Source organism: Pyxidicoccus caerfyrddinensis (genome assembly GCF_010894405.1).
Taxonomy (GTDB): domain Bacteria; phylum Myxococcota; class Myxococcia; order Myxococcales; family Myxococcaceae; genus Myxococcus; species Myxococcus caerfyrddinensis.
Window position 1 is genome coordinate 286,557 of record NZ_JAAIYA010000009.1, and the last position, 19,060, is coordinate 305,616.

At 71.2% G+C, this 19,060-nt stretch carries 18 protein-coding genes; 11 read left to right on the forward strand and 7 right to left on the reverse strand.

The window, feature by feature from the left end; genetic code table 11:
* The 3 genes from G4D86_RS23335 to G4D86_RS23345 form a co-directional block, all read right to left on the reverse strand.
* The coding region (locus G4D86_RS23335) for a condensation domain-containing protein (RefSeq protein ID WP_163996203.1) at positions 1-2,004 on the reverse strand (2,004 nt) is incomplete at its 3' end.
* Between the two features lie 25 nt (positions 2,005-2,029).
* A complete protein-coding gene (locus G4D86_RS23340) occupies positions 2,030-2,296 on the reverse strand; it encodes a phosphopantetheine-binding protein (protein ID WP_163996204.1) in 267 nt (88 codons plus the stop codon).
* A gap of 34 nt (positions 2,297-2,330) precedes the next feature.
* Positions 2,331-4,022 carry an AMP-binding protein gene (locus G4D86_RS23345; RefSeq protein ID WP_163996205.1) on the reverse strand — a complete coding sequence of 564 codons (1,692 nt, stop codon included), beginning with the start codon at positions 4,020-4,022 and terminating at the stop codon, positions 2,331-2,333.
* Positions 4,023-4,243: 221 nt separating this feature from the next.
* Between G4D86_RS23345 and G4D86_RS23350 the strand changes: the two genes are divergently transcribed.
* Genes G4D86_RS23350 through G4D86_RS23395 form a run of 10 tightly spaced genes read left to right on the forward strand, consistent with a single transcriptional unit; the run spans position 4,244 to position 12,716 of the window.
* A complete protein-coding gene (locus G4D86_RS23350; protein WP_205519696.1) occupies positions 4,244-5,053 on the forward strand; it encodes a 1-deoxy-D-xylulose-5-phosphate synthase N-terminal domain-containing protein in 810 nt (269 codons plus the stop codon).
* Positions 5,050-6,087: a transketolase family protein gene (locus tag G4D86_RS23355; RefSeq protein WP_163996207.1), complete on the forward strand. Its 1,038-nt coding sequence runs from the start codon at positions 5,050-5,052 to the stop codon at positions 6,085-6,087. Before G4D86_RS23350 ends, G4D86_RS23355 begins: the two co-directional genes overlap by 4 nt.
* Positions 6,088-6,089: 2 nt before the next feature.
* Entirely contained in the window at positions 6,090-6,281 is a 192-nt protein-coding gene (gene lysW, locus G4D86_RS23360; RefSeq protein WP_163996208.1) for a lysine biosynthesis protein LysW, read from the forward strand.
* Positions 6,278-7,129: a RimK family alpha-L-glutamate ligase gene (locus tag G4D86_RS23365; RefSeq protein WP_240360429.1), complete on the forward strand. Its 852-nt coding sequence runs from the start codon at positions 6,278-6,280 to the stop codon at positions 7,127-7,129. Before lysW ends, G4D86_RS23365 begins: the two co-directional genes overlap by 4 nt.
* Positions 7,126-8,163, forward strand: a complete 1,038-nt coding sequence (gene argC / locus G4D86_RS23370; protein WP_163996209.1) for an N-acetyl-gamma-glutamyl-phosphate reductase — start codon at positions 7,126-7,128, stop codon at positions 8,161-8,163. The genes G4D86_RS23365 and argC overlap by 4 nt, the downstream gene beginning before the upstream one ends.
* A gap of 23 nt (positions 8,164-8,186) precedes the next feature.
* The gene (locus G4D86_RS23375) at positions 8,187-9,050 is read left to right on the forward strand and encodes a family 3 encapsulin nanocompartment shell protein (protein ID WP_163996210.1); all 864 of its coding nucleotides are present in this window, start codon (positions 8,187-8,189) and stop codon (positions 9,048-9,050) included.
* Complete coding sequence (locus G4D86_RS23380; protein WP_163996211.1) at positions 9,047-10,045, forward strand: sulfotransferase; 999 nt, start codon at positions 9,047-9,049, stop codon at positions 10,043-10,045. The genes G4D86_RS23375 and G4D86_RS23380 overlap by 4 nt, the downstream gene beginning before the upstream one ends.
* A complete protein-coding gene (locus G4D86_RS23385) occupies positions 10,023-10,793 on the forward strand; it encodes an SDR family oxidoreductase (RefSeq protein WP_163996212.1) in 771 nt (256 codons plus the stop codon). The genes G4D86_RS23380 and G4D86_RS23385 overlap by 23 nt, the downstream gene beginning before the upstream one ends.
* Complete coding sequence (locus tag G4D86_RS23390; protein ID WP_163996213.1) at positions 10,790-11,656, forward strand: [LysW]-aminoadipate kinase; 867 nt, start codon at positions 10,790-10,792, stop codon at positions 11,654-11,656. Before G4D86_RS23385 ends, G4D86_RS23390 begins: the two co-directional genes overlap by 4 nt.
* Entirely contained in the window at positions 11,643-12,716 is a 1,074-nt protein-coding gene (locus G4D86_RS23395) for a M20/M25/M40 family metallo-hydrolase (protein ID WP_163996214.1), read from the forward strand. The genes G4D86_RS23390 and G4D86_RS23395 overlap by 14 nt, the downstream gene beginning before the upstream one ends.
* A 21-nt stretch (positions 12,717-12,737) precedes the next feature.
* Here the strand turns inward: G4D86_RS23395 and G4D86_RS23400 are convergent, their stop codons facing one another.
* Genes G4D86_RS23400 through G4D86_RS23410 form a run of 3 tightly spaced genes read right to left on the reverse strand, consistent with a single transcriptional unit; the run spans position 12,738 to position 15,987 of the window.
* On the reverse strand, positions 12,738-13,976 hold the full coding sequence (locus G4D86_RS23400) for an MFS transporter (RefSeq protein WP_163996215.1): 1,239 nt from the start codon (positions 13,974-13,976) through the stop codon (positions 12,738-12,740).
* Between the two features lie 26 nt (positions 13,977-14,002).
* Positions 14,003-15,010, reverse strand: coding sequence for an NAD(P)H-dependent glycerol-3-phosphate dehydrogenase (locus tag G4D86_RS23405; RefSeq protein WP_163996216.1), 1,008 nt, complete (start codon positions 15,008-15,010; stop codon positions 14,003-14,005).
* A gap of 38 nt (positions 15,011-15,048) precedes the next feature.
* Positions 15,049-15,987, reverse strand: coding sequence for a hypothetical protein (locus G4D86_RS23410; protein WP_240360430.1), 939 nt, complete (start codon positions 15,985-15,987; stop codon positions 15,049-15,051).
* A gap of 181 nt (positions 15,988-16,168) precedes the next feature.
* On the opposite strand from G4D86_RS23410, the gene G4D86_RS23415 reads away from it, so the two are divergent.
* A complete protein-coding gene (locus G4D86_RS23415) occupies positions 16,169-16,741 on the forward strand; it encodes a hypothetical protein (RefSeq protein ID WP_163996217.1) in 573 nt (190 codons plus the stop codon).
* A 76-nt stretch (positions 16,742-16,817) separates the two neighbouring features.
* Here the strand turns inward: G4D86_RS23415 and G4D86_RS23420 are convergent, their stop codons facing one another.
* Positions 16,818-18,842, reverse strand: coding sequence for a c-type cytochrome (locus G4D86_RS23420; RefSeq protein WP_163996218.1), 2,025 nt, complete (start codon positions 18,840-18,842; stop codon positions 16,818-16,820).
* Positions 18,843-19,060 lie beyond the last annotated feature (218 nt).

Here is a 19,060-nt window from a genome sequence, read left to right on the forward strand (position 1 = left end):
GTCCACCGTGCGCTCCAGCAACCAGCGCAGCATGTTGCCCACCGCCCGGTGGGACATGACGATGCCCTTCGGTCGGCCCGTGCTTCCTGACGTGTAGACGAAGTAGCAGGGCGTCTCCGGTGAGAGCGGCAGCGCGAGCGCGTGCGTGGACCTCGCGCCAATCGCCTGCGCTTCCTCCTCCAGTCGCACCACCTTCGCCTGGAGCCCGCGAGGCAGCGCCTCCTCCAGCCGGCCCTGCACCAGCACCACCGGCGCGCCCGTGTCCTCCAGCATCTGCGCCAGTCGCTCCGCCGGGTAGCTCGCGTCCAGCGGGAGGAAGGCCGCTCCCACCTTGAGCGTGGCCAGCACCGCCACCGGCATCCGCAAGCTGCCGCGCTCCAGGCACAACCCCACCGTGCCGCCCGGCTTCACACCCAGCGCCACCAGGTGATGCGCGAGCTGATTGGCCTGGGCCTCCAGCCGCGCGTACGTCAGTTCCACCTGCCCGTCCGTCACCGCCACCGCGTCGGGCGTGCGCGCCACCTGCGCTTCCACCCACTGGTGCATCAGGCCCGGCCTGTAGGCCGCGTCGACGGGCCCGCTCCACTCCTCCACAAGTTGTCGGCGCTCCTCGGCCCCCAACAGCGGCAGGTCGGCGACGCGTGTCTCCGGCCTGGAGACCGCCGCGTCCAGCAGCCGCACGTAGTGCTCCGCGAGGCGGCGCACCGTCGCCTCGTCGAAGAGGGCCGTGCTGTACTCCCAGACGCACACCCAGCCGTCCGCCGTCTCCCGCAGGAACAGCGTCAGGTCGAACTTCGAGACACCGGGCTCGAAGTCCACCTCCTCCGTCACCAGCCCGTCCAGCCGCACCAGGGGCGGCGCGCTCTGCAGGACGAACATCGCCTGGAACAGCGGCGAGCGGCTCAAGTCCCTCACGGGCTGCAGCGCGTCCACCAGCGTCTCGAAGGGCACGTCCTGGTGCGCGTACGCCCCCAGGCACGTCTGGCGCACGCGGCCCAGCAGGCTCCGGAAGCTCTCCCCTTCCTCCACGTCCACGCGCAGGGCCAGCGTGTTGGCGAAGAAGCCGATCAGCCCCTCCAGCTCGCCCCGGTTGCGCCCCGAAATCGGCGTGCCCACCACCACGTCCCGCTGCCCGCTGTAGCGAGACAGCAGTGCCTGGAAGCCCGCCAGCAGCAGCATGAAGGGCGTCACCGACTCCTGACGGCTGCGCTCCAGCGCCGCGCGCATCAGCTCCGCGGGCATGGGCACGTGCAGCACCGCACCCTGGATGGACTGCACCGGCGGCCTCGGCCGGTCCAGGGGGAGCTCCAGCATGGGCGACACGCCCCCGAGCTTCTCCTTCCACCAGGCGAGCTGCGCCTCCAGCACGTCACCCTTCAGCCACTCGCGCTGCCACAGCGTGTAGTCCACGTACTGCACCGGCAGCGCCCGCGACGCGGCCTCCGTGCCGGAATGAAACGCGGCGTACAGCTCCCGCAGCTCACGCTCCAGCACGCTGAGCGACCACCCGTCACACGCAACGTGGTGCAGAGTGAGCAGCAGCACGTGCTCCTCCGCCTCCACGCGCAGCAGCCTCGCCCGCAGCAGCGGCCCCGCCTCCAGGTCGAACGGCAGCCGCGCGTCCTCCTCCGCGCGCCGCACCACCTCGCGCTCGCGCGCCTCCTGTGGCAGCCCCTCCAGCGACTCCACCGGCAGCGGCACCGCCACTTCTGGCGAAATGCGCTGCACGGGTTGGCCTTCGACTTCCGTGAACGTGGTGCGCAGCGCCTCGTGCCGTTGCACCACGCCGGCCAGTGCCCGCTCCAGCGCCGGCACGTCCAGCGGTCCCTTCAGGCGCGCGAAGAAGGGCGCGTTGTACGCGTAGCCTTGCGGGTCCAGCTGCGCGAGGAACCACATGCGCTGCTGCGCGAACGACAGCGGCGGCGCCCCCTCCCTGGGCACGGGCACCACCGGGGGCGGCCTACGGCTCCGGGACGCCGGGGGCTTCGGCTCGCGCGCGCTCATGTCGGGACCTCGTTGTCTGGGAGACTCAAACCGCCGGCATGGAGCGGCCCTGCTCGCGAAGCTGCTCCTCGCAAAGCGCGGCGACGTGCTCCAGCGTGTTGAACAGGTCCACCATCGAGAGCTGGACGTCCAGGTCCTTCTCGATGCGGTTGGCGAGCATCGTCGCCATCAGCGAGTTGCCCCCTACCTCGAGGAAGTGGTCCTCCGGACGGACGACCTCTACCCCGAGCAGCTCTCGCCAATAGCCGGACAGCCGCTGCATCAGCGGGGTGCTGGGTTGGTCGTTGCTCACGTTGTCACTCCTCCTGGCACGGCGGGGGCCGGGCTCAGCTAGGCTTCGCTGCGGACAGCTCCTTCAGGCGCTCCCTCAGCAGGTACTTGCGGATCTTCCCCGAGGGCGTCTTCGGCATCTCCGCGACGACCTCGAGGCGGTCCGGCCAGTACTGGTTGGACATGCCGAGCCCCTTCAGGTGGTTGCGCAGCTCGGCCAGCGTCGGCGCGTCCTCGCGAGGCACCACCACGGCGCACACCCGCTCGCCACCAATCCGGTCGTCGGAGTGACCGACGACGGCCACCTCCTTCACCTTCGGGTGGGAGTAGAGCGCCGACTCCACCTCGACGACGGGAATCTTCTGGCCGTACCGGAAGATGACGTCCTTGAGCCGCCCGACGATGCGGATGCCGCCGCGCCCGTCATCCCGCGCGAGGTCGCCGGTGTCGAACCAGCCGTCCGCATCCACGCACGCGGAGTAGATGTCCTCGCGCTTGAAGTAGCCCAGGCACTGGCTGGCGCCGCGCACCAGCAGCCGCCCCGTCCCCTCCGGGTAGGGCGTGCCATCCTCGGCCAGTGCGGGGACGACCTTCACCTCCATCCACTCCACCGGACGCCCATCACTGCTCGAAGGCCACTCGGGCGGGTCCTCACGGCGCGTGATCGTCACCGCGCCGTTCTCCGTCATGCCCCAGAGCGTGTGCAGCTGGACGCCGAAGTCCTCACGCACCGCGGCGATGAGGTGCGGCGGGACGGGGATGGAGCCCGTGGCGAGCCGCCGGAGCGACGATGTGTCACGCCCGTGTTTACGCTTCGCGGCAATCACATTCATGATGTACGTGGGAATCCCATACATGAACGTGACGCGCTGCTCCTCGATGAGGCGCAGCGTGAGCTCCGGGTCCCCCACGTCCATGTAGACGGCGGTGGCCCCCAGGAGGATGGGCATCAGGTAGAGGTAGGTGAACCCGCTCGACGCGGTGAGCAGCGACGGCAGGGACACCACGTCATCGTTCCCCAGACCCAGTGTGTCACTGAGCGCGCGGGTGATGCCGTAGTTCGTGTTGTGGGAGTGGATGACGCCCTTGGGCTCGCCCGTCGTCCCAGACGTGTAGAGCACGTTGCACAGGTCGTCCGCGCGCGCCGACAGTGCGTCCAGCACACTCTTCGGGCGCTCGTCCTCCCAGTGCCGCTGGATGAAGTGCGTATCGAAATCCAGCTCGCCATCTTCACGCGGTGTCTGGGTATCCAATCCGATGAGGATGCGATGTTTCAGTGTCGGCAGCGCCCGCGCCAGCTCCCGGGCCATGTCGCGGTGCGAGTGGCCCGTCCAGCTCGCCGGCCCGACGTAGACGGACGCCTCCGTCCTGCCGAGGATGAACTCCACCTCGCGGCGCCGGTAGTCCGGGGGAATGGGCGCGATGACAGCGCCGATGCGCGCACACGCCAGCGCCAGCGCTGTAAATTGCCACCAATTCGGAAGCTGTACCGCCACCAGCTGCCCGCGTCCCACGCCCAGCTCCAGCAGTGCGACCGCGAAACGCTCTGTGTATCGGCCCAGCTCCGCGTATGTCAGCTTGGTGACATCCTTCGCGAAGTAGCGGGCAGCCACGATGGCCAGCTTGTCCGGATGGGCCTGGATGGCACGGCGCAGATCGTCGAGTACCGTCTCGTCACGCCACCAACCACGACTCCGATACAGCGTCCCCTTCTCCTGCGCCGGGCCCCTGCCGATACCTCCCGCCATCTCGCGCACACTCCCTGGGATCTGGTGGGCCAACGCGGCCGCGCGCGACCATAGCTTTCACACGTTTTTCGTGCAAGGCTGCGATTCCACACACTCCATTGCTCTGTATCTCAATCACACACATTGACTTGCGCGCTTCAGGTTTCCTAGCTTGCGCCGCAAAGCCAGGAATCTTCGACAGAGACGATGACGTCCGAACCCCTGCGGACGGAATGACACCCATGGCCCAGGTACCCCTCGAGGAGCGCGCGCGTCGCATCCGCCGGACCATCGTCCGGCTCGCGGCGACGTCCACCGGCTGCCACCTCGGCGGCTCGCTGTCCGTGGTGGACATCCTCGTGGCGTTGCTCGGTCGCGTCATGAAGGTGGACCCGAGCGCGCCCCGCGCCGAAGTCAGGGACCACCTCATCCTGTCCAAGGGCCATGCGGCCGCCGGGCTCTACGCCGCGCTGGCGGAGTTCGGCTTCATCGACGTCGAAGAGCTGGTGCGCGGCTACAACGCGGAGGGCAGCCACCTCACCGGCCACGTGAGCGCGAAGGTGCCGGGGGTGGACTTCCCCACGGGCAGCCTCGGGCACGGACTGGGGCTGGGCGTGGGGCTCGCGCTGGGCCACCGGATGCGCCAGCGGCCCAACCGCGTCTACGTCGTCTGCGGCGACGGGGAGATGGGCGAGGGCTCGAACTGGGAGGCGCTGCAGATCGCCGCCCACCACCGGCTGCAGAACCTCACCGTCATCGTGGACCGCAACGGCGGGCAGAACGACGGGCCCACCGAGTCCATCCTGTCGCAGAAGGCGCTCGGCGAGCGGCTGCGCGCCTTCGGCCTGCAGACGGCCGAGGTGGACGGACACGACTTGAACGCGCTCTGTACCGCGCTGGAGGTCCCTGGCGACGGGCCCCGCGCCCTCGTCGCCAACACGCAGAAGGGCGCGGGCGTGCCCATGCTGCGCGGCAAGGGCCCGCACTACGCCGTCTTCAGCGCGGACCACCTGAAGCGCGCGCTCGCCTCCCTCGGCGAGGTGACGCCGTGACGGCCCCCGCGCAGGGCGGCGCGGACCTGGCCGTGGCACCCGAGGCGTGGCTGAAGGAGAACCCCACCCTGTCCAACCGGCAGGTGTTCCGGCACGCGCTGGCGCGCTTCGCGGACGACGACACACGCGTCGTCCTGCTGGAGGCGGACCTGGCGGGCGGCGGAGACGCGTTCGAGGCGCGCCACCCCGACCGCTTCCTCAACCTGGGCATCTGCGAAGCGACGATGATCGACGCGGCGTGTGGCATGGCCGCCGCCGGGCAGGTCGTCTTCGCCCACACCTTCGCCGCCTTCGGGGCGATGCGCGCGTGCGAGCAGGTGCGGCTCGGCATGGCCTACGGGCGCGCCAACGTGAAGCTCGTCTGCGACTACGGCGGGCTGTCCGGCGCGTTCTTCGGGCCCACGCACCACGCCATTGAAGACCTGGCCATCCTCCGCTCCATGCCGGGGATGACGGTGGTGTCCCCCGCGGACGCCCTGGAGACGGTGCAGGCCATCCGCGCGCTCGTGGACTTCGAGGGCCCGGTGTACCTGCGGCTCGGCCGCAACCGCGTGAGCCGGCTGGACCTGCCGCGCCCCGACTTCCAGATCGGCCGGGCCGTGTGCCTGCGCGAGGGCGACGACGTGGGCCTCGTCGCCCACGGCGAGGTCGGCGTCTGTGTGGCGATGGAGGCCGCAACGCTCCTGGAGGCGCAGGGCGTCTCGGCGCGCGTGCTCAACATGCACACCCTCAAGCCGCTCGACGAGGCGGCGCTCCAGGAGACGGTGGAGCGCACGCAGCTGCTCTTCACGGTGGAGGAGCACTCCATCGTGGGAGGCCTCGGGGGAGCGGTATGCGAGAGTGTCTGCGCGCTGGGGCTGGGCGCGCGAGTGGTCCGCGTCGGCATCCAGGACCGCTACGACTCCACGGCCGGCTCGCACGAGGAGCTGCTCAAGCGTCACGGAATTGATGGGGCCAGCCTGGCCGAACAGATTCTGCACGCACTGCCGCGCCCGCGCCGGGCGGCTCTGAAACCTGCCCTCAGGAGGGGATGAGAATGCAGCCGCAGAAGCTCGAGAGCGTCGGAGTCAACGAGTGTCCTACGTGCGCCGCCCCCATCACCGGGGACCGGTACCAGGTGGGTGAAGTCGTCACGTGTGGAGGCTGCTCGGCGGAGCTCGAGGTGGTGGGCCTGGCCCCGCTGCGCTTCGCCGAAGCGCCGGAAGTGGAAGAAGACTGGGGCGAGTGAGCCCGGTCATGAAGGTCAACCTCGTCTACACGCGCCTGCGCACCGAGGAGCGGATGATTGCCGACGCGCTGCGTGCGCGCGGCTGCGCCGTGGACTCGTACGCGGACGCGGGACTGGTGCTGTCGCTGGACAGGGAGCGCTGGGGAGACGGCGCGCCCGTGCTCATGCGCAGCATGTCCTTCACGCGCGCGCGCTACCTCGCCTCCATCCTGGAGGTGAAGGGCTCGCGCGTGCTGAACAGCGCGCACGCCATCGCCACGTGTGGCGACAAGGCGCTCACCACGCTGGCGCTGGCCGCGAAGGACGTGCCCATGCCCTGGTCCTTCCTCGGCTTCGAGGAGCAGGCCAGCGTGGCTGAGGTGGATCGCCGGGGCTACCCCTCCGTGACGAAGCCGGTGACGGGCTCGTGGGGCCGCATGGTGGCGCGCATGGACAGCAAGAGCGCGGCGGAGGGGCTCATGTCCATGCGCTTCGAGATGGGCGGCGCGTCGGACCACGTCGCGCTCGTGCAGCAGTACATCGACAAGCCGGGCTATGACCTGCGCGTCTACGTCATGGGCAAGGCCGTGGGCGGCATCCGCCGCCGCTCGGAGCACTGGATTACCAACACCGCGCGCGGCGCCATGCCCGAGCGGTACGACGTGCCGCCCTCCCACGCGAAGCTCGCCGAGCGCGCGGCCGAGGCCGTGGGTGGCGACATCCTCGCCGTGGACCTGCTGGAGACGCGCGACGGCAAGGTGCTGGTGAATGAAATCAACCACTGCGTGGAGTTCGCGCGCAGCATCGAAGTCACCGGCATTCCCCTCCCGGAGCTGATGGCGGACTACGTCCTCGGGGTGCTGCGATGACGCGCGTCGCGGTGCTGGGGGCCAGCGGCTACACGGGCGGCGAGGTGCTGCGGCTCCTGCTGGCCCACCCCGCCGTGGAGGTGGTGCAGGCCACGTCCGACCAGTTCGCGGGCAAGCGGCTGGACTACCCGCACCCGCACCTGCGCGGACTGAGCGCGCTGCGCTTCGTACCGCACGAGCAGCTGGGGCCGTGCGACGTGCTGCTGAGCTGCATGCCGCAGGGCGGGTTGCTGCAGCGCTGGCCGCGCGTGAGCGAGCTGGCGGGCCGCGTCGTGGACCTCAGCGCGGACTTCCGGCTGGAGGACGCCGAGCACGCGCGCTGGTACCGCAAGCATCCTCGTCCCGCCAACGCGCCGGAGTTCGTCTACGGCCTGCCGGAGTGGACGGCCGACCAGCTTCCGAATGCGCGGCTCGTCGCGGTGCCCGGCTGCATGGCGCACGCGGCGCTGCTGGCCCTGCTGCCGCTGGTGCGCGCGGGGCTGGTGAAGCCGGACATCATCGTGGACGCGAAGACGGGCTCTTCGGGCGGCGGCTCGACGCCGGACCGCGCGTCCCACCACCCGGAGCGCGCCTCCGCGCTGCGCTGCTACAAGCCGGTGGGCCACCGGCACACGGGCGAGCTGGAGGGCATCACCGCGCGCCTCACCGGCCAGCGCCCCACCATCCACTTCAGCGCCACGGCCGTCCCCAGCGTGCGCGGCGTGCTGGCCACCGTGCACGCCTTCGCAGCGCGCCCCCTGGACGAGTCCGAGCCGCTGCGCGCCCTGGCCTCCAGCTACCGGGAGAAGCCCTTCGTCCACGTGCTGCGGCCCAACGCGAGCGCGTCCCCCTTCCCCGAGCCGGGCCCGCTGCTGGGCACCAACCACTGCGACCTGGCCGTGGACGTGGACACCGAGCGCGGCCGCATCGTGGTGAATGCCGCGCTGGACAACCTGGTGAAGGGCGCGGCCGGCACCGCCGTGCACGTCCTCAACCTGATGCTTGGCAGACCCGAGACGGAAGGCCTCGGCTTCCGCGGCCTCCACCCCCTCTGACGCGAGAGCGCGAAAGGCACACCATGAGCACGCTGTCCCCGGAGCCTACCCCCCTGTCGCCCGGCGCTGTCTTCGCCGCCGCCGTGAAGAAGGACGGCACGAAGGCGCGTGCCCAGTTCTCCACCACCATCACCGAGGACTTCCCGGGCTTCAAGCGCCGCCCCCGCGTGGCCGTGCGCGCCCTCTTCAAGGTGAAGCCGTCCGACAAGCCCCAGGCCCGCTACTGGTACGAGACGCACCCCACCGTCGCGCCCGGCGCCCACGTGCAGGACGTGACGCTGCGGCCGGAGGCGGGGTTCGAGTTCCACTTCGACCAGCAGCCGCTGCGGCCCACCACGGGCTGGATTCAGCTGCCCCCCAACCTGCTGGACGACCCGGAGGCGCTCGCGCAGTTCATCGACTTCCGCCTGCTGGTGCGCCTGTGCACGGCGGAGAACCAGGCGCTCACCATCGGCAAGGGCGGAGACCGCGTGCGCGGCATCCTGGAGACGCCCGGCGTCACCCGCCTGCCGGCGCGCAAGGACCCGGTGTCCTCGCTGCTCGCCGCGTGCGCCGAAGTCGAGCAGATGGGCGGCTCGGCGGACGGCATCCTCATCAACTCGGTGGACTACTACCAGTACCTCCTCGGGCAGAACGGCCTGCTGGCGGAGCTGTCCGCCATGGGCATCCGCATCTGCCGCACGCGCATGGTCTCCCAGGGCACCGTCGTCGTCGGTGACTTCACCGCGGGCGCCACCATCTACGACTCCGGCCGCTCCGAAATCCGCTTCGCGGAGCCGCCCCCGGGCATCTTCCCGCGCGAGGGCCTGGCGGTCTGCGGCGAAATCTACGAGGCGCTGGCCGTCCACCTGCCCACGCACTTCTTCCACGCCGCGCTGCGCCCATGAGTCCGCTCACCGTCCTCTACGTCACCGGCTGGTGTCGCAGCGGCAGCACCATCATCGGCAACGTGCTCAATGAAGTCCCAGGGTGCTTCCACACCGGGGAGCTGAGCTTCCTGTGGAAGAACGCCCACGGGAACGGCTCCAACACGCTGTGCGGCTGTGGCGCGCAGCTGGTGGAGTGCGCGCTCTGGTCCAAGGTGCTCCAGCAGGGCGTGGCCCCCGGTGAGACGCCGCGCGAGCACGCCGCGCGCGTGGTGCGACGGCAGCAGGACACGGTGCGCACGCGCCACACGCTGCGCGTGCTGCGGCAGGACTCGCCCTCACCGGCCCTGCGCGAGCACGCCGACCTGCTGGCGAAGACGTACCGCACCATCTCCGACGCCACGGGTGCGAGCGTCATCGTGGACAGCGGCAAGTTCCCCTCCGAGGCGGCGCTGCTGCCGCACGTGGAGGGCATCCGCCCGTACTACCTGCACCTGGTGCGAGATCCGCGCGCCGTCGCGCACTCGTGGACGAAGACGAAGCAGTACGTCGTGCCCATGTCCGCGGCGCGCAGCACCGCGTACTGGCTCGGGTTCAACGTCGGCTCCGAGCTCGTCACGCGGCGCTACCCGGAGCGCTCGCTGTTCCTGCGCTACGAGGACTTCATCTCCGAGCCGGCCGCCACCGTGGACAGCCTGCTGTCGCTCATCGGGGTGGAGCGCTCGAAGAACCCGGTGCACGTGCGCACCGTCAACCTGGGGAAGAACCACACCGTCACCGGCAACCCGGACCGCTTCCTGAGCGGGCCCACGCTGCTCCGGGCCGGGGACGACACGTGGCGCAAGGAGCTGTCCACGCGGGCGAAGGCCGTGGCCTCCGCGCTGGCGTGGCCGCTGATGGGGCGCTACCGCTACGGCCGCGCGTCGCCCCCTTCCATGCACGTCGTGCATCCCGAGCAGTCAGTGAACGCCGCGGACTCGAGGAGGGACACCTTTGGAACTGGGACTGGCCAATAAAGTCGCCCTCATCGCCGGAGGCTCGAGCGGGCTGGGGCTGGCCGTGGCGGAGGAGCTGGTGAAGGAAGGTGCCCACGTCGCCATCGGCGCGCGCGACGCGGAGAAGCTCGCCCGGGCGGAAGCGAGCCTCAAGGCGCTGTCTCGCGGCGGGAAGGTGCTCGCCACCGCCGTGGACCTGAAGGACCACGGCGCCGCGAAGGCATGGGTGGAGGACGTCGCCAGCAAGCTGGGCGGCATCCACATCACCGTGACGAACAGCGCCGGGCCGCCGCCGGGACCGGCGACGCAGTTCAGCATCCAGGCGTACCAGGACGCGATGAACGTGGTGACGCTGCCCGCCATCAACCTGGCCCTGGCGGCGCTGCCGTACATGAAGGCCGCGCACTGGGGACGCCTGCTGCTCATCACCTCCGAGACGGTGGTGCGCCCGGTGGCCCGCTTCGCCCTCTCCGGCATGTCTCGCATGGGGCTCGTCGGTTTCGCGTCGGCGCTGGTGCAGGAGCTGGGCGACTGCGGCGTCACCGTCAATGTGCTCGCGCCGGGCTACACGCGCACGCCTCCGGTGGAGCGCTCCGCGGGAGCGGACGTGGAGGCGGGCCTGCGCGCCATGGCCGCGCACATCCCCATGCGCCGGGTGGGACGGGCGGAGGAGTTCGCCGCCGCGGCCGCCTTCCTCGCGAGCGAGCGCGCCTCGTTCATCACCGGCACGGTGCAGCTGGTGGATGGCGGCGCGAGTGTGATCGGATGAGCCCCGCGTCGCAGCAGCACGGTGGGCGTCCGCCGCTGGTGGTGAAGATTGGCGGGGCCGCGGGCGTGGACCTCGACAATGTCTGCGCGGACGTGGCCGAGCTGGCCCGGCGCGGTGAGCGCGTCGTCGTGGTGAATGGCGGCTCGGACGCCGGGGACGGGCTTCTCAAGGCCCTGTCCATGGAGCGCCCCGAGGCGACGACCGCGTCGGGCAACGTGGTGAAGCTCACCAACGCGGCCACCCTGCGCGTGCTGACGATGGCGTGGGTGGGTGACGTGAACAAGCGCGCCGTCGTGGCGCTGCTGGCGAAGGGCGTCTCCGGCCTGGGGCTGTGCGGCGCGGACGGGCGCGTGCTGCTCGCGCGGCGCAGGCCTCCGCTGAAGATCCAGGACGGTGAGCGCACGCGCATCGACCGGGAGCACCTGGCCGGTGAAATCACCGAGGTGAACACGCGGCTGCTGGGCCTGCTGCTGGAGCAGGGGCACGTGCCCGTCATCTGCCCTCCGGCGGTGACGGAGGACGGAACGCTGGTGAATGTCGACGCGGACCAGGCCGCTGCGTCCGTCGCCACGGCGCTCGGCGCTCGGGCGCTGGTGATGCTCTCCAACGTGCCGGGCCTGCTGGAGGACCCGAAGAACCCGGCGACGCTGGTGCGCTGGAGTGATGACCTCGGGCGCGCGATGGAGCTGGCTGGCGGGCGCATGCGCTACAAGATGGAGGCGGCACGGCGTGCGCTGACGGGCGGCGTGCCTGTCGTCCACGTGAGCGCGTCGCGCAATCCCCGGCCGGTGCTGTCCGCGCTGACGGGCGAGGCCGGCACGAAGCTCACCCTTCCCCAGGCGGTGGTCGATGCGGGCGCGTGAGCAGAGCCCGGAATTGCTCCGGTGGATGGTGGAGCAGTACAGCCCCAGCCACCACGAGCAGGCCTTCTCCCGCGCGCTGGCGGGCCGCCTGGAGCAGCGCGGCTGGCGCGCCCACGTGGATGAAGTGGGCAACACGATTGCGAGCCTCGGTGACGGGGACACGTGCATCGCGCTGCTGGGCCACATCGACACGGTGCCCGGTGAGGTGCCGGTGCGGATGGAGGGCTCGCGCCTGTTTGGCCGTGGCGCCGTGGACGCGAAGGGGGCGCTCGCCGCCTTCATCGAGGCCGTCGAGTTGCTGGATGCGCAGGAGCGCGCCGGCAAGCGCTTCCTGCTGCTGGGCTGCGTGGAGGAAGAGGTCGCGATTACGCGCGGCGCGTTGCACCTGCGCGAGCAGTACCGGCCGGACTTCGTCGTCAACGGCGAGCCGAGCGGCGCGCATGCAGTCACGGTGGGCTACAAGGGGCTCACGCGGCTGGAGCTGGAGCACCGCGCGAGCCGGCGTCACACGGCGAGCCGTGACTACCGTGCGCCGGCCGAGCACGTCATCGAGGCGTGGAATGCGCTGCGCCGCCGGTGTGACGGCTGGAACGAGGGGCGTACGCTGTTCGAGCAGGACCTGCCGTCGCTGACGTCGTTCCATACCGGCACGGAGGAAGCGGAGGAGTGGGCGAAGGCCAGCGTGAGCATCCGCACCGGACCGTCGTGTGAGGGTGACGCGCTGCTCGCGAGCCTGACCGGCGTGCCGGGCGTGAATGTGCACACCGTGTCGAGCAAGGGCGCGGTGAGCGCGGGACAGAATGACGCCCTCACCCGGGCCTTCAAGCAGGCCCTGCGCGAGCGCGGCGTGCGCCCGACGCTGCGGCTGAAGACGGGCACGTCCGACTGGAACACGGTGGCGTCGGCGTGGCAGGTGCCCATCGTGGCCTACGGCCCTGGGGACTCCTCGCTGGACCACACGCCGAACGAGCACATCGACCTGGCGGAGTACGAGGAGGGCATCGCCGTGCTCTCGCGCGTGCTCGCTTTGCTCCCCACGAAGGAAGGGACGCCGGGCTGAAGGCGCGCGTCCCGGAAGGCTTCAGGTCTCCGGGACGCCCACTTCACGAGGCCGCTGCGCGCGCAGTCCCACTGCCACCGCCAGGAACAGCACCGCGGCGGTCGCGGTGACGGGCCGCACGCCCATCCGGTCCGCGAGCGCACCCTGCATCCACACGCCCAGCGAGTAGCCGACGTTGAGCAGCACCGCGCTGAGGCTGCTCACCCGCGCCGCCATCTCCCGGGGCGCCCGCTCCTGACAGCGGGTGCCCAGCCCGGCGATGGCCACCATGTACACCGCGCCCAGCACCAACATGGCCGCCATGGCCAGGGGCAGCGTGGGTGACAGCCAGTACAGCGCCGCCACCGGGCCCAGCACCAGCAGGGTCGTGTCGAGCAGCCGCTGCCGCCCCCACCGCTCCGCCAGCGAACCCACCATCACCGACGCCGCGAGCGCGCCCACGCCCTGCATGGACACGAGCACCGACGCCGCCGTGGCGTCCTGGCCGAACACCTTCAGCGCGAACACCGGGACGAGGCCGATGAACGGCGTCACCAGCACCGCCATGGCGAACATGGCCACCAGCGCGAGCCACAGGGCCGAGTCCCGCCGCGACACCCGTACACCCTCCGAGATGTCCGCCCACAGCCCCCGGGACGGCGCGGCGGAGGCCGAACGGCGCTGCGGGCGCACCGTCATCACCGCCCCGGTCACCGCGAGAAAGGACACCGCGTTGAACGCGAGCACCCAGCCCACCCCGCCCGCGGCGAGCAGCGGTACCGCCAGCATGGGCCCGAGGATGCGCCCCAGGTTGAACTGGGTCGACGTGAGGCTCATCGCGCTGTGCAGATCTTCACGCGGCACCAGCCCGGCAATCAGCGCAGTGTAGGCCGGCATGGCCAGCACGTGCACGCACCCGTTGAAGAAGGAGATGACCGCCACCGCCGGCACGGAGAGATGGCCGGTGAAGGCGAGCGTCGCCAGCGTGCCGGCCAGCACCGCCTGCGCCAGCGTGCACAGCGCGATGAAGATGCGGCGGTCGAACCGGTCCGCGAGTGCGCCCCCCAGAGGGGAGAGCACCACGGAGGGCAGGTACGTCAGCGCGGCGATGCCGCCCGTCCACTCGGCCTTGCCCGTCACCGCCGTCACGTACACGCCGAGCGCGACCACCTCCATCCACGCGCCGATGTTGGAGACGAGCGCTCCAGACCACACGGCGACGAAGTCACGGTGCCCGAAGGCGCGGAACGAAGGCAGGCTCGACAGGCGGCGGGCAGTCACGTGAAGCGCAGTCTAGCAGGCGCACCTCAGACGCCCGACAGCTCCGACTTCGGCTGCCGCGTCATCAGGTCCACCACCGCGCTCTTCGCGTTCTTCCCCTCGTAGGCAATCAGGTAGACCTGATGGCAGATGGGCAGCTCCACGCCCAGTTTGAGCTCCAGGTCGCGCGCGCTCTTCGCCGTCTTCACGCCCTCGGCCACTTCCTTCATCTCCGCGAGGATGTCCGGCAGCTTGCGGCCCTTGCCCAGCTCCATGCCCACGTGCCGGTTGCGGCTCAGCTCGCCCGTGCACGTCAGCACCAGGTCTCCCATGCCGGACAGGCCGGAGAGCGTCAGCGGGTTGGCGCCCTTGCGCACCGCCAGGCGCGTAATCTCCGCCAGCCCCCGGGTGATGATGGCCGCGCGCGCGTTGTGGCCCATGCCCAGCCCGTCCGCCATGCCCGCCGCAATCGCGATGACGTTCTTCAGCGCGCCGCCGTACTGCACGCCCACCACGTCCGTGGACGTGTAGCTGCGGAACGTCTCCGTCTGCAGCGCCTTCTGGCAACGCACCGCCACCTTGTCCCAGTGGGACGCAATCGTCACCACCGTGGGCATCCGCTTCGCCAGCTCCTTGGCGAAGCTCGGCCCGGAGAGCACCGCGATGTACGGATGGAACTCCTCCGGCAGGCAGTCCTCCAGCAGCTCCGTCATCGTCAGCAGCGTCTCGTTCTCGATGCCCTTCGCCACCGTGATGATGGGCACGTGGCGCGGCAGGTACGGCTTCGCCTTCGCCACCACCTCGCGCGTCGCGTGGCTGGGCGTGGCGAGCACCACCAGCTCCGAGCCGGCGAGCGCCTCCTCGAGGCTGTTCGTGGCCCGCACCCGCTCCGAGATGGGGATGCCCTTCAGGTACGTGCTGTTCTCGTGCTTCGTGTTGATGGCGTCCACCACGGAGGGCTCCCGGCCCCACAGCCGCACCTCGTCGCAGTTGACCGCGAGCACGTTCGCCAGGGCCGTACCGAAGGAGCCGGAGCCGATGACACTGCCACGCATGCAAGACCTCGCTGGAGGGGGAGGCAGCCGGGGCGCCTCTAGAGACCGGTGACGATTCCGACGGAGAGCACGGGCATGAAGTCCGCGTCGTCGGGGCGGGTGCGCACGTCTCCACCCACCGTCACAGAGTAGGACGTTTTCTCCGTCAGGGGCACTTCGGCGCCGAAGCGGATGGGGAAGGCGTTGCCCGACACCACCGAGGGCGGCAGCCCGCCCAGCGGCGTGCGCTGAATCGGCTCGGTGTCCAGGGAGAGGTGGTAGCGCACGTCCAGGAACAGCCGCGACGCTTTCGCGCCCGTCCGCAAGCTGGCCACGAGGCCGGGCTGCACGTTCCAGTTGCGCCGGCCGCTCAGGTAGCGCGCGCCCTTCAATTCCACGCTCGCCGGCCGGAGGAAGAAGGCATGGCTGCCCTCCACCACCAGCCCCAGGCTCCAGCGCGGGCCGCCGTCCAGCACCATCCACCGCCCGCCCAGCCGCACCTCGTTCATCATCCCGTAGAGGCTGTCCACGCCGACCAGCGCATCCACGCGGGGCAGCACGCCATACGCCACCCGGGCGGACAGCGTGGGGAAGCCCAGCGAGAAGCTCGCGCCCAGGCCGCCCTTCCCCATCGTGCGCGCTCCCAGCACGCTCACGAGGTTGTTGATGGGCTGCGACTGCTGCTGCGCACGGCGGGGACGGCCCGGCGGCCGTGGCGAGGCCACCGCGGCGTCGTCCACCGGCACCAGGGGCGGCACCTCCGGAAGCTTCGGCAGGGCCGCCGCGTCCTTCCCCGCCGGCACCGCCGTGGCGCCGGGGAAGTCCGCCCACGAGGCATCATCCGGAGCGCTGTTGCGCCGGGGCGCCTCCACCTCACCAGGCGCCGCCCAGGACTCGTCCGCGGGCGGGTTGCGCGCGGGAGGGGCCTCGGGGGACTGCGCCAGGGCGGGCACGCCCGGGACGAGCAACAGCAGGGACAGGAGGCGGGCGGGGACCATGGAAGCGGGCGTCAGCTTAGTCCACCGCGCGGGATGACACGAGCGAAGCCCGCCCGCTCCCCCGCCCGGCGGGAGAGCCGTTCGGAAGCAAGCACCCTCGCTCGGGAAACGTGGCCGCGCGGGCCCGGCTCCGGTCTACATTCCGCGCCGCGCACGGCGTGCGCCAGGGAGAGACCACGGGATGAGGGCAGGAGGGCGCGCGGCACTGGTGCTGGCACTGACGGTGGGCGCATGTCGCGCCCGGAGCCCGGACGTCACCTCGGCGCCCGACGCGGGTGCCGGCGTCAGGGCCCAGGCCGCGGACCTGCCGCTCCCGGGCTGCGACGTGCTCATGCCCGCCGACGTGCGCGACTTGATGCTCCCCGGCTTCACCATGAAGGAGGAGCGCGCGTGCCCGACGTGCGGGCCCCTGTGCACCTTCCGCTCGACCTCCGAAGCGGACACCTCCGCGTCGGTGGCCTGGGACTGCAACCCCCGCCACACGCAGGCGGACGTGAAGGCGCTGATGGCCCCCACCCTGCGGGCCGGCGGTGAAGAAGTGCCCGCGCTGGGCCGCGCCGCCGTCCGCCGCGCTCCCGCGCAGGGCATGCTCCAGGTGATGACGTGGGACGACGACACGCCCTGCGCCCTCATCGTCACCTGGCTGGGCGCGGACACGGACCGGGCCCTCGACGTCGCGCGCTCCGCCCTCGTCGCCACGACGCCGGCAGTGCTCGCCACGCCCGCGGCCGCGGCCGACGCCGGCGAGCCCTGAAACGACAGCGGGGGCCGGCTCCGCGTGACGCGGAAGCGGCCCCCGTCTGACTCCAGGCCCTGACGGGCCCCTGCGCTCACAGCGTGCGCAGGTACTCCACGAGGTCGTCGACCTCCGCGTCGCTCAGCTGCGCCGTGGAGCCGTGCCGGTTCGTGTCACGCCCCTGCGTGAGCCGCTCCTTCAGCGTCAGGGCGCTGCCGTCGTGCAGGTACGGCGCCGTGCGCGCCAGGCCCAGCAGCGACGGCGTGTTGAGGCCCACCTTGCGCACCTGCGCGTCATCCTGGATGGGGCCATTGGTGATGAAGGTGCCCACGTCGGCCTGCTTGTTGTTCGTGAGCGTCTCGCCCTCGTGGCAGGTGTCGCAGCTGGCCTTCTTGAAGACGAGCGCCCCGCGGGCCTGCGCGTCGGTGAGGGCCTCGCGCTTGTGCGGGTTGTCCGGCACGGGGATGACGTCGATGAAGGACGACAGCTGCGACACCATCACGCTGTCCAGCGCCGTGCCGCCCATGCGCCGGCGCACCGTGGCGTCCAGGAAGTCACGCAGCGTGGGGAACTCGCCGCTCCAGTGGAACGGGCCCGTCTTCGTCACCTTGCGGCCCGCGAGGCTGGGCGTCTGGCGCGGGCCGTCCGGGAAGCCCCACACGTGGCCGTCCTCGCGGCCGTCCAGGTGGCAGGACGCGCAGGACGCGCTCACCGAGGCGCTCGTCATGCGCGAGTCCAGCGCCGAGTAGAAGAGCTTGCGGCCGGCGACGGCCTGGGGCTCCAGCACGTCACCCACCAGCGCCAGCGCCGCGCCCTCCGCGTGCACGTTGGCCACGCCCGAGGAGCCGTCGCTCACCAGCGTCGTCACCGTGTGGTCGAACGCGTTGTGGACGAAGGCCTTGCGCCCGTCGCGCGTCATCGCGATGCCGCTGGGCCCGGAGCCGACGCGCACCAGCTGGCGCACGCTGCTGCCGGTGAAGTTCACGATGTCCGGCCCCGAGCGGCGGTCCATGGGGATGATGGCCACGTTGTCCGTCTCGCGGTTCACCACGAAGACCCACAGCCCGGACGGGTCCACCACCGCCGCCACCGGTCCCTGGATGGCGTGCGTGGGCTCCGGGCTGACGATGGTGGACGGCGGGAAGTCCGGCGACTGCTCCGGGGGCGGGCGGCACTGGTCCAGGTCGTCCACCACCGGCCTGCCGTCTTCGGTGTCGAAGGTGACGATGCCCGGGGCCACCACGCCGGCCGAGCTGCACGGGCTACCGCCGCCATAGAGCGAGCCATCACCGCCCGAGGGGTTGCCCGTATTCGGCCCGCCGATGGGGTCCTCGCGCGCCCACAGCACCGGCGCCAGCGCGCGCTCGCCGTTCGGCGTCAGCACCACGTCCGACATGCCGCGCGGCCGGAAGCGGATGTTCAGCGCCACGCCCGGCGGCAGGGGGGCATCCGACGAGCCGGAGCCGCCGCTGCTGGAGGAGTCACTGACGTTGGCGCGCGAGTACAGGTCCGTGCGCTCGCGCTGCACGCGGGGCCGGCCGGAGTCCGACAGGTCCACCGTCACCAGATCGCTGTGCCGGAAGAGGCTGACGAGCGCGCGCTTGCCGTTGTCCACCAGCGCGATGCCGCGCGGCTCCTCGCCCACCGGCAACTCCCAGCGGACCGTCAGGTTGCGCGTGTCCACGGCCATCAGCGTGCCGTGCTCGCTGGAGTCCAGCGCGGTGCTGTTCACCACGTACAGCGTGTCCCCGCCCGGCGCGACGGCCAGGCCCATGGGCTCCACGCCCACGGAGATGCGCGCCGCCTCGTTCCAGTCACCCCGGCGGATGACGGACACGCTGCGCTCGGCGCGGTTGGAGACGTAGACGGTGTCGTCCGGGCCCACCACCACGCGCTCGGGGCCGCGGCCGACCTTCACCTCGCCCACCTTCTCGTTGCGCCCGGTGTCCACCACCGACAGCACGCCGTTGTCGGCGTCCACGACGTACAGGAAGGCGTCATCGCGGCTGAGCGCCACCGAGCCTGACGCGTTGTTCCACGTCGCCTCGGCCTGGCGGTCACCACACGCCGTCAGGCCCAGCATCGAAGCCAGCACCGCGGCAAGAACGTGCCGTCTCATTGGAAGGTCCTCCTCACAAGCGCCCGGCCCCGTCACCCACGGCCCGAGCCAGACTCCGAGCGCCTGCGACATGTAGCGGGGGAAATGACGGCCGGCCCTGGTCGCTCGCCTCCCCCGCGGGCCCACATGCTTGCACCAGAAGGCCCCGGAAGTCGATGTCTTACACACCCCGGGTGTGGGTGGTGGACAGTCTCCGGGCGGGCGTTCCCCTTGAAACG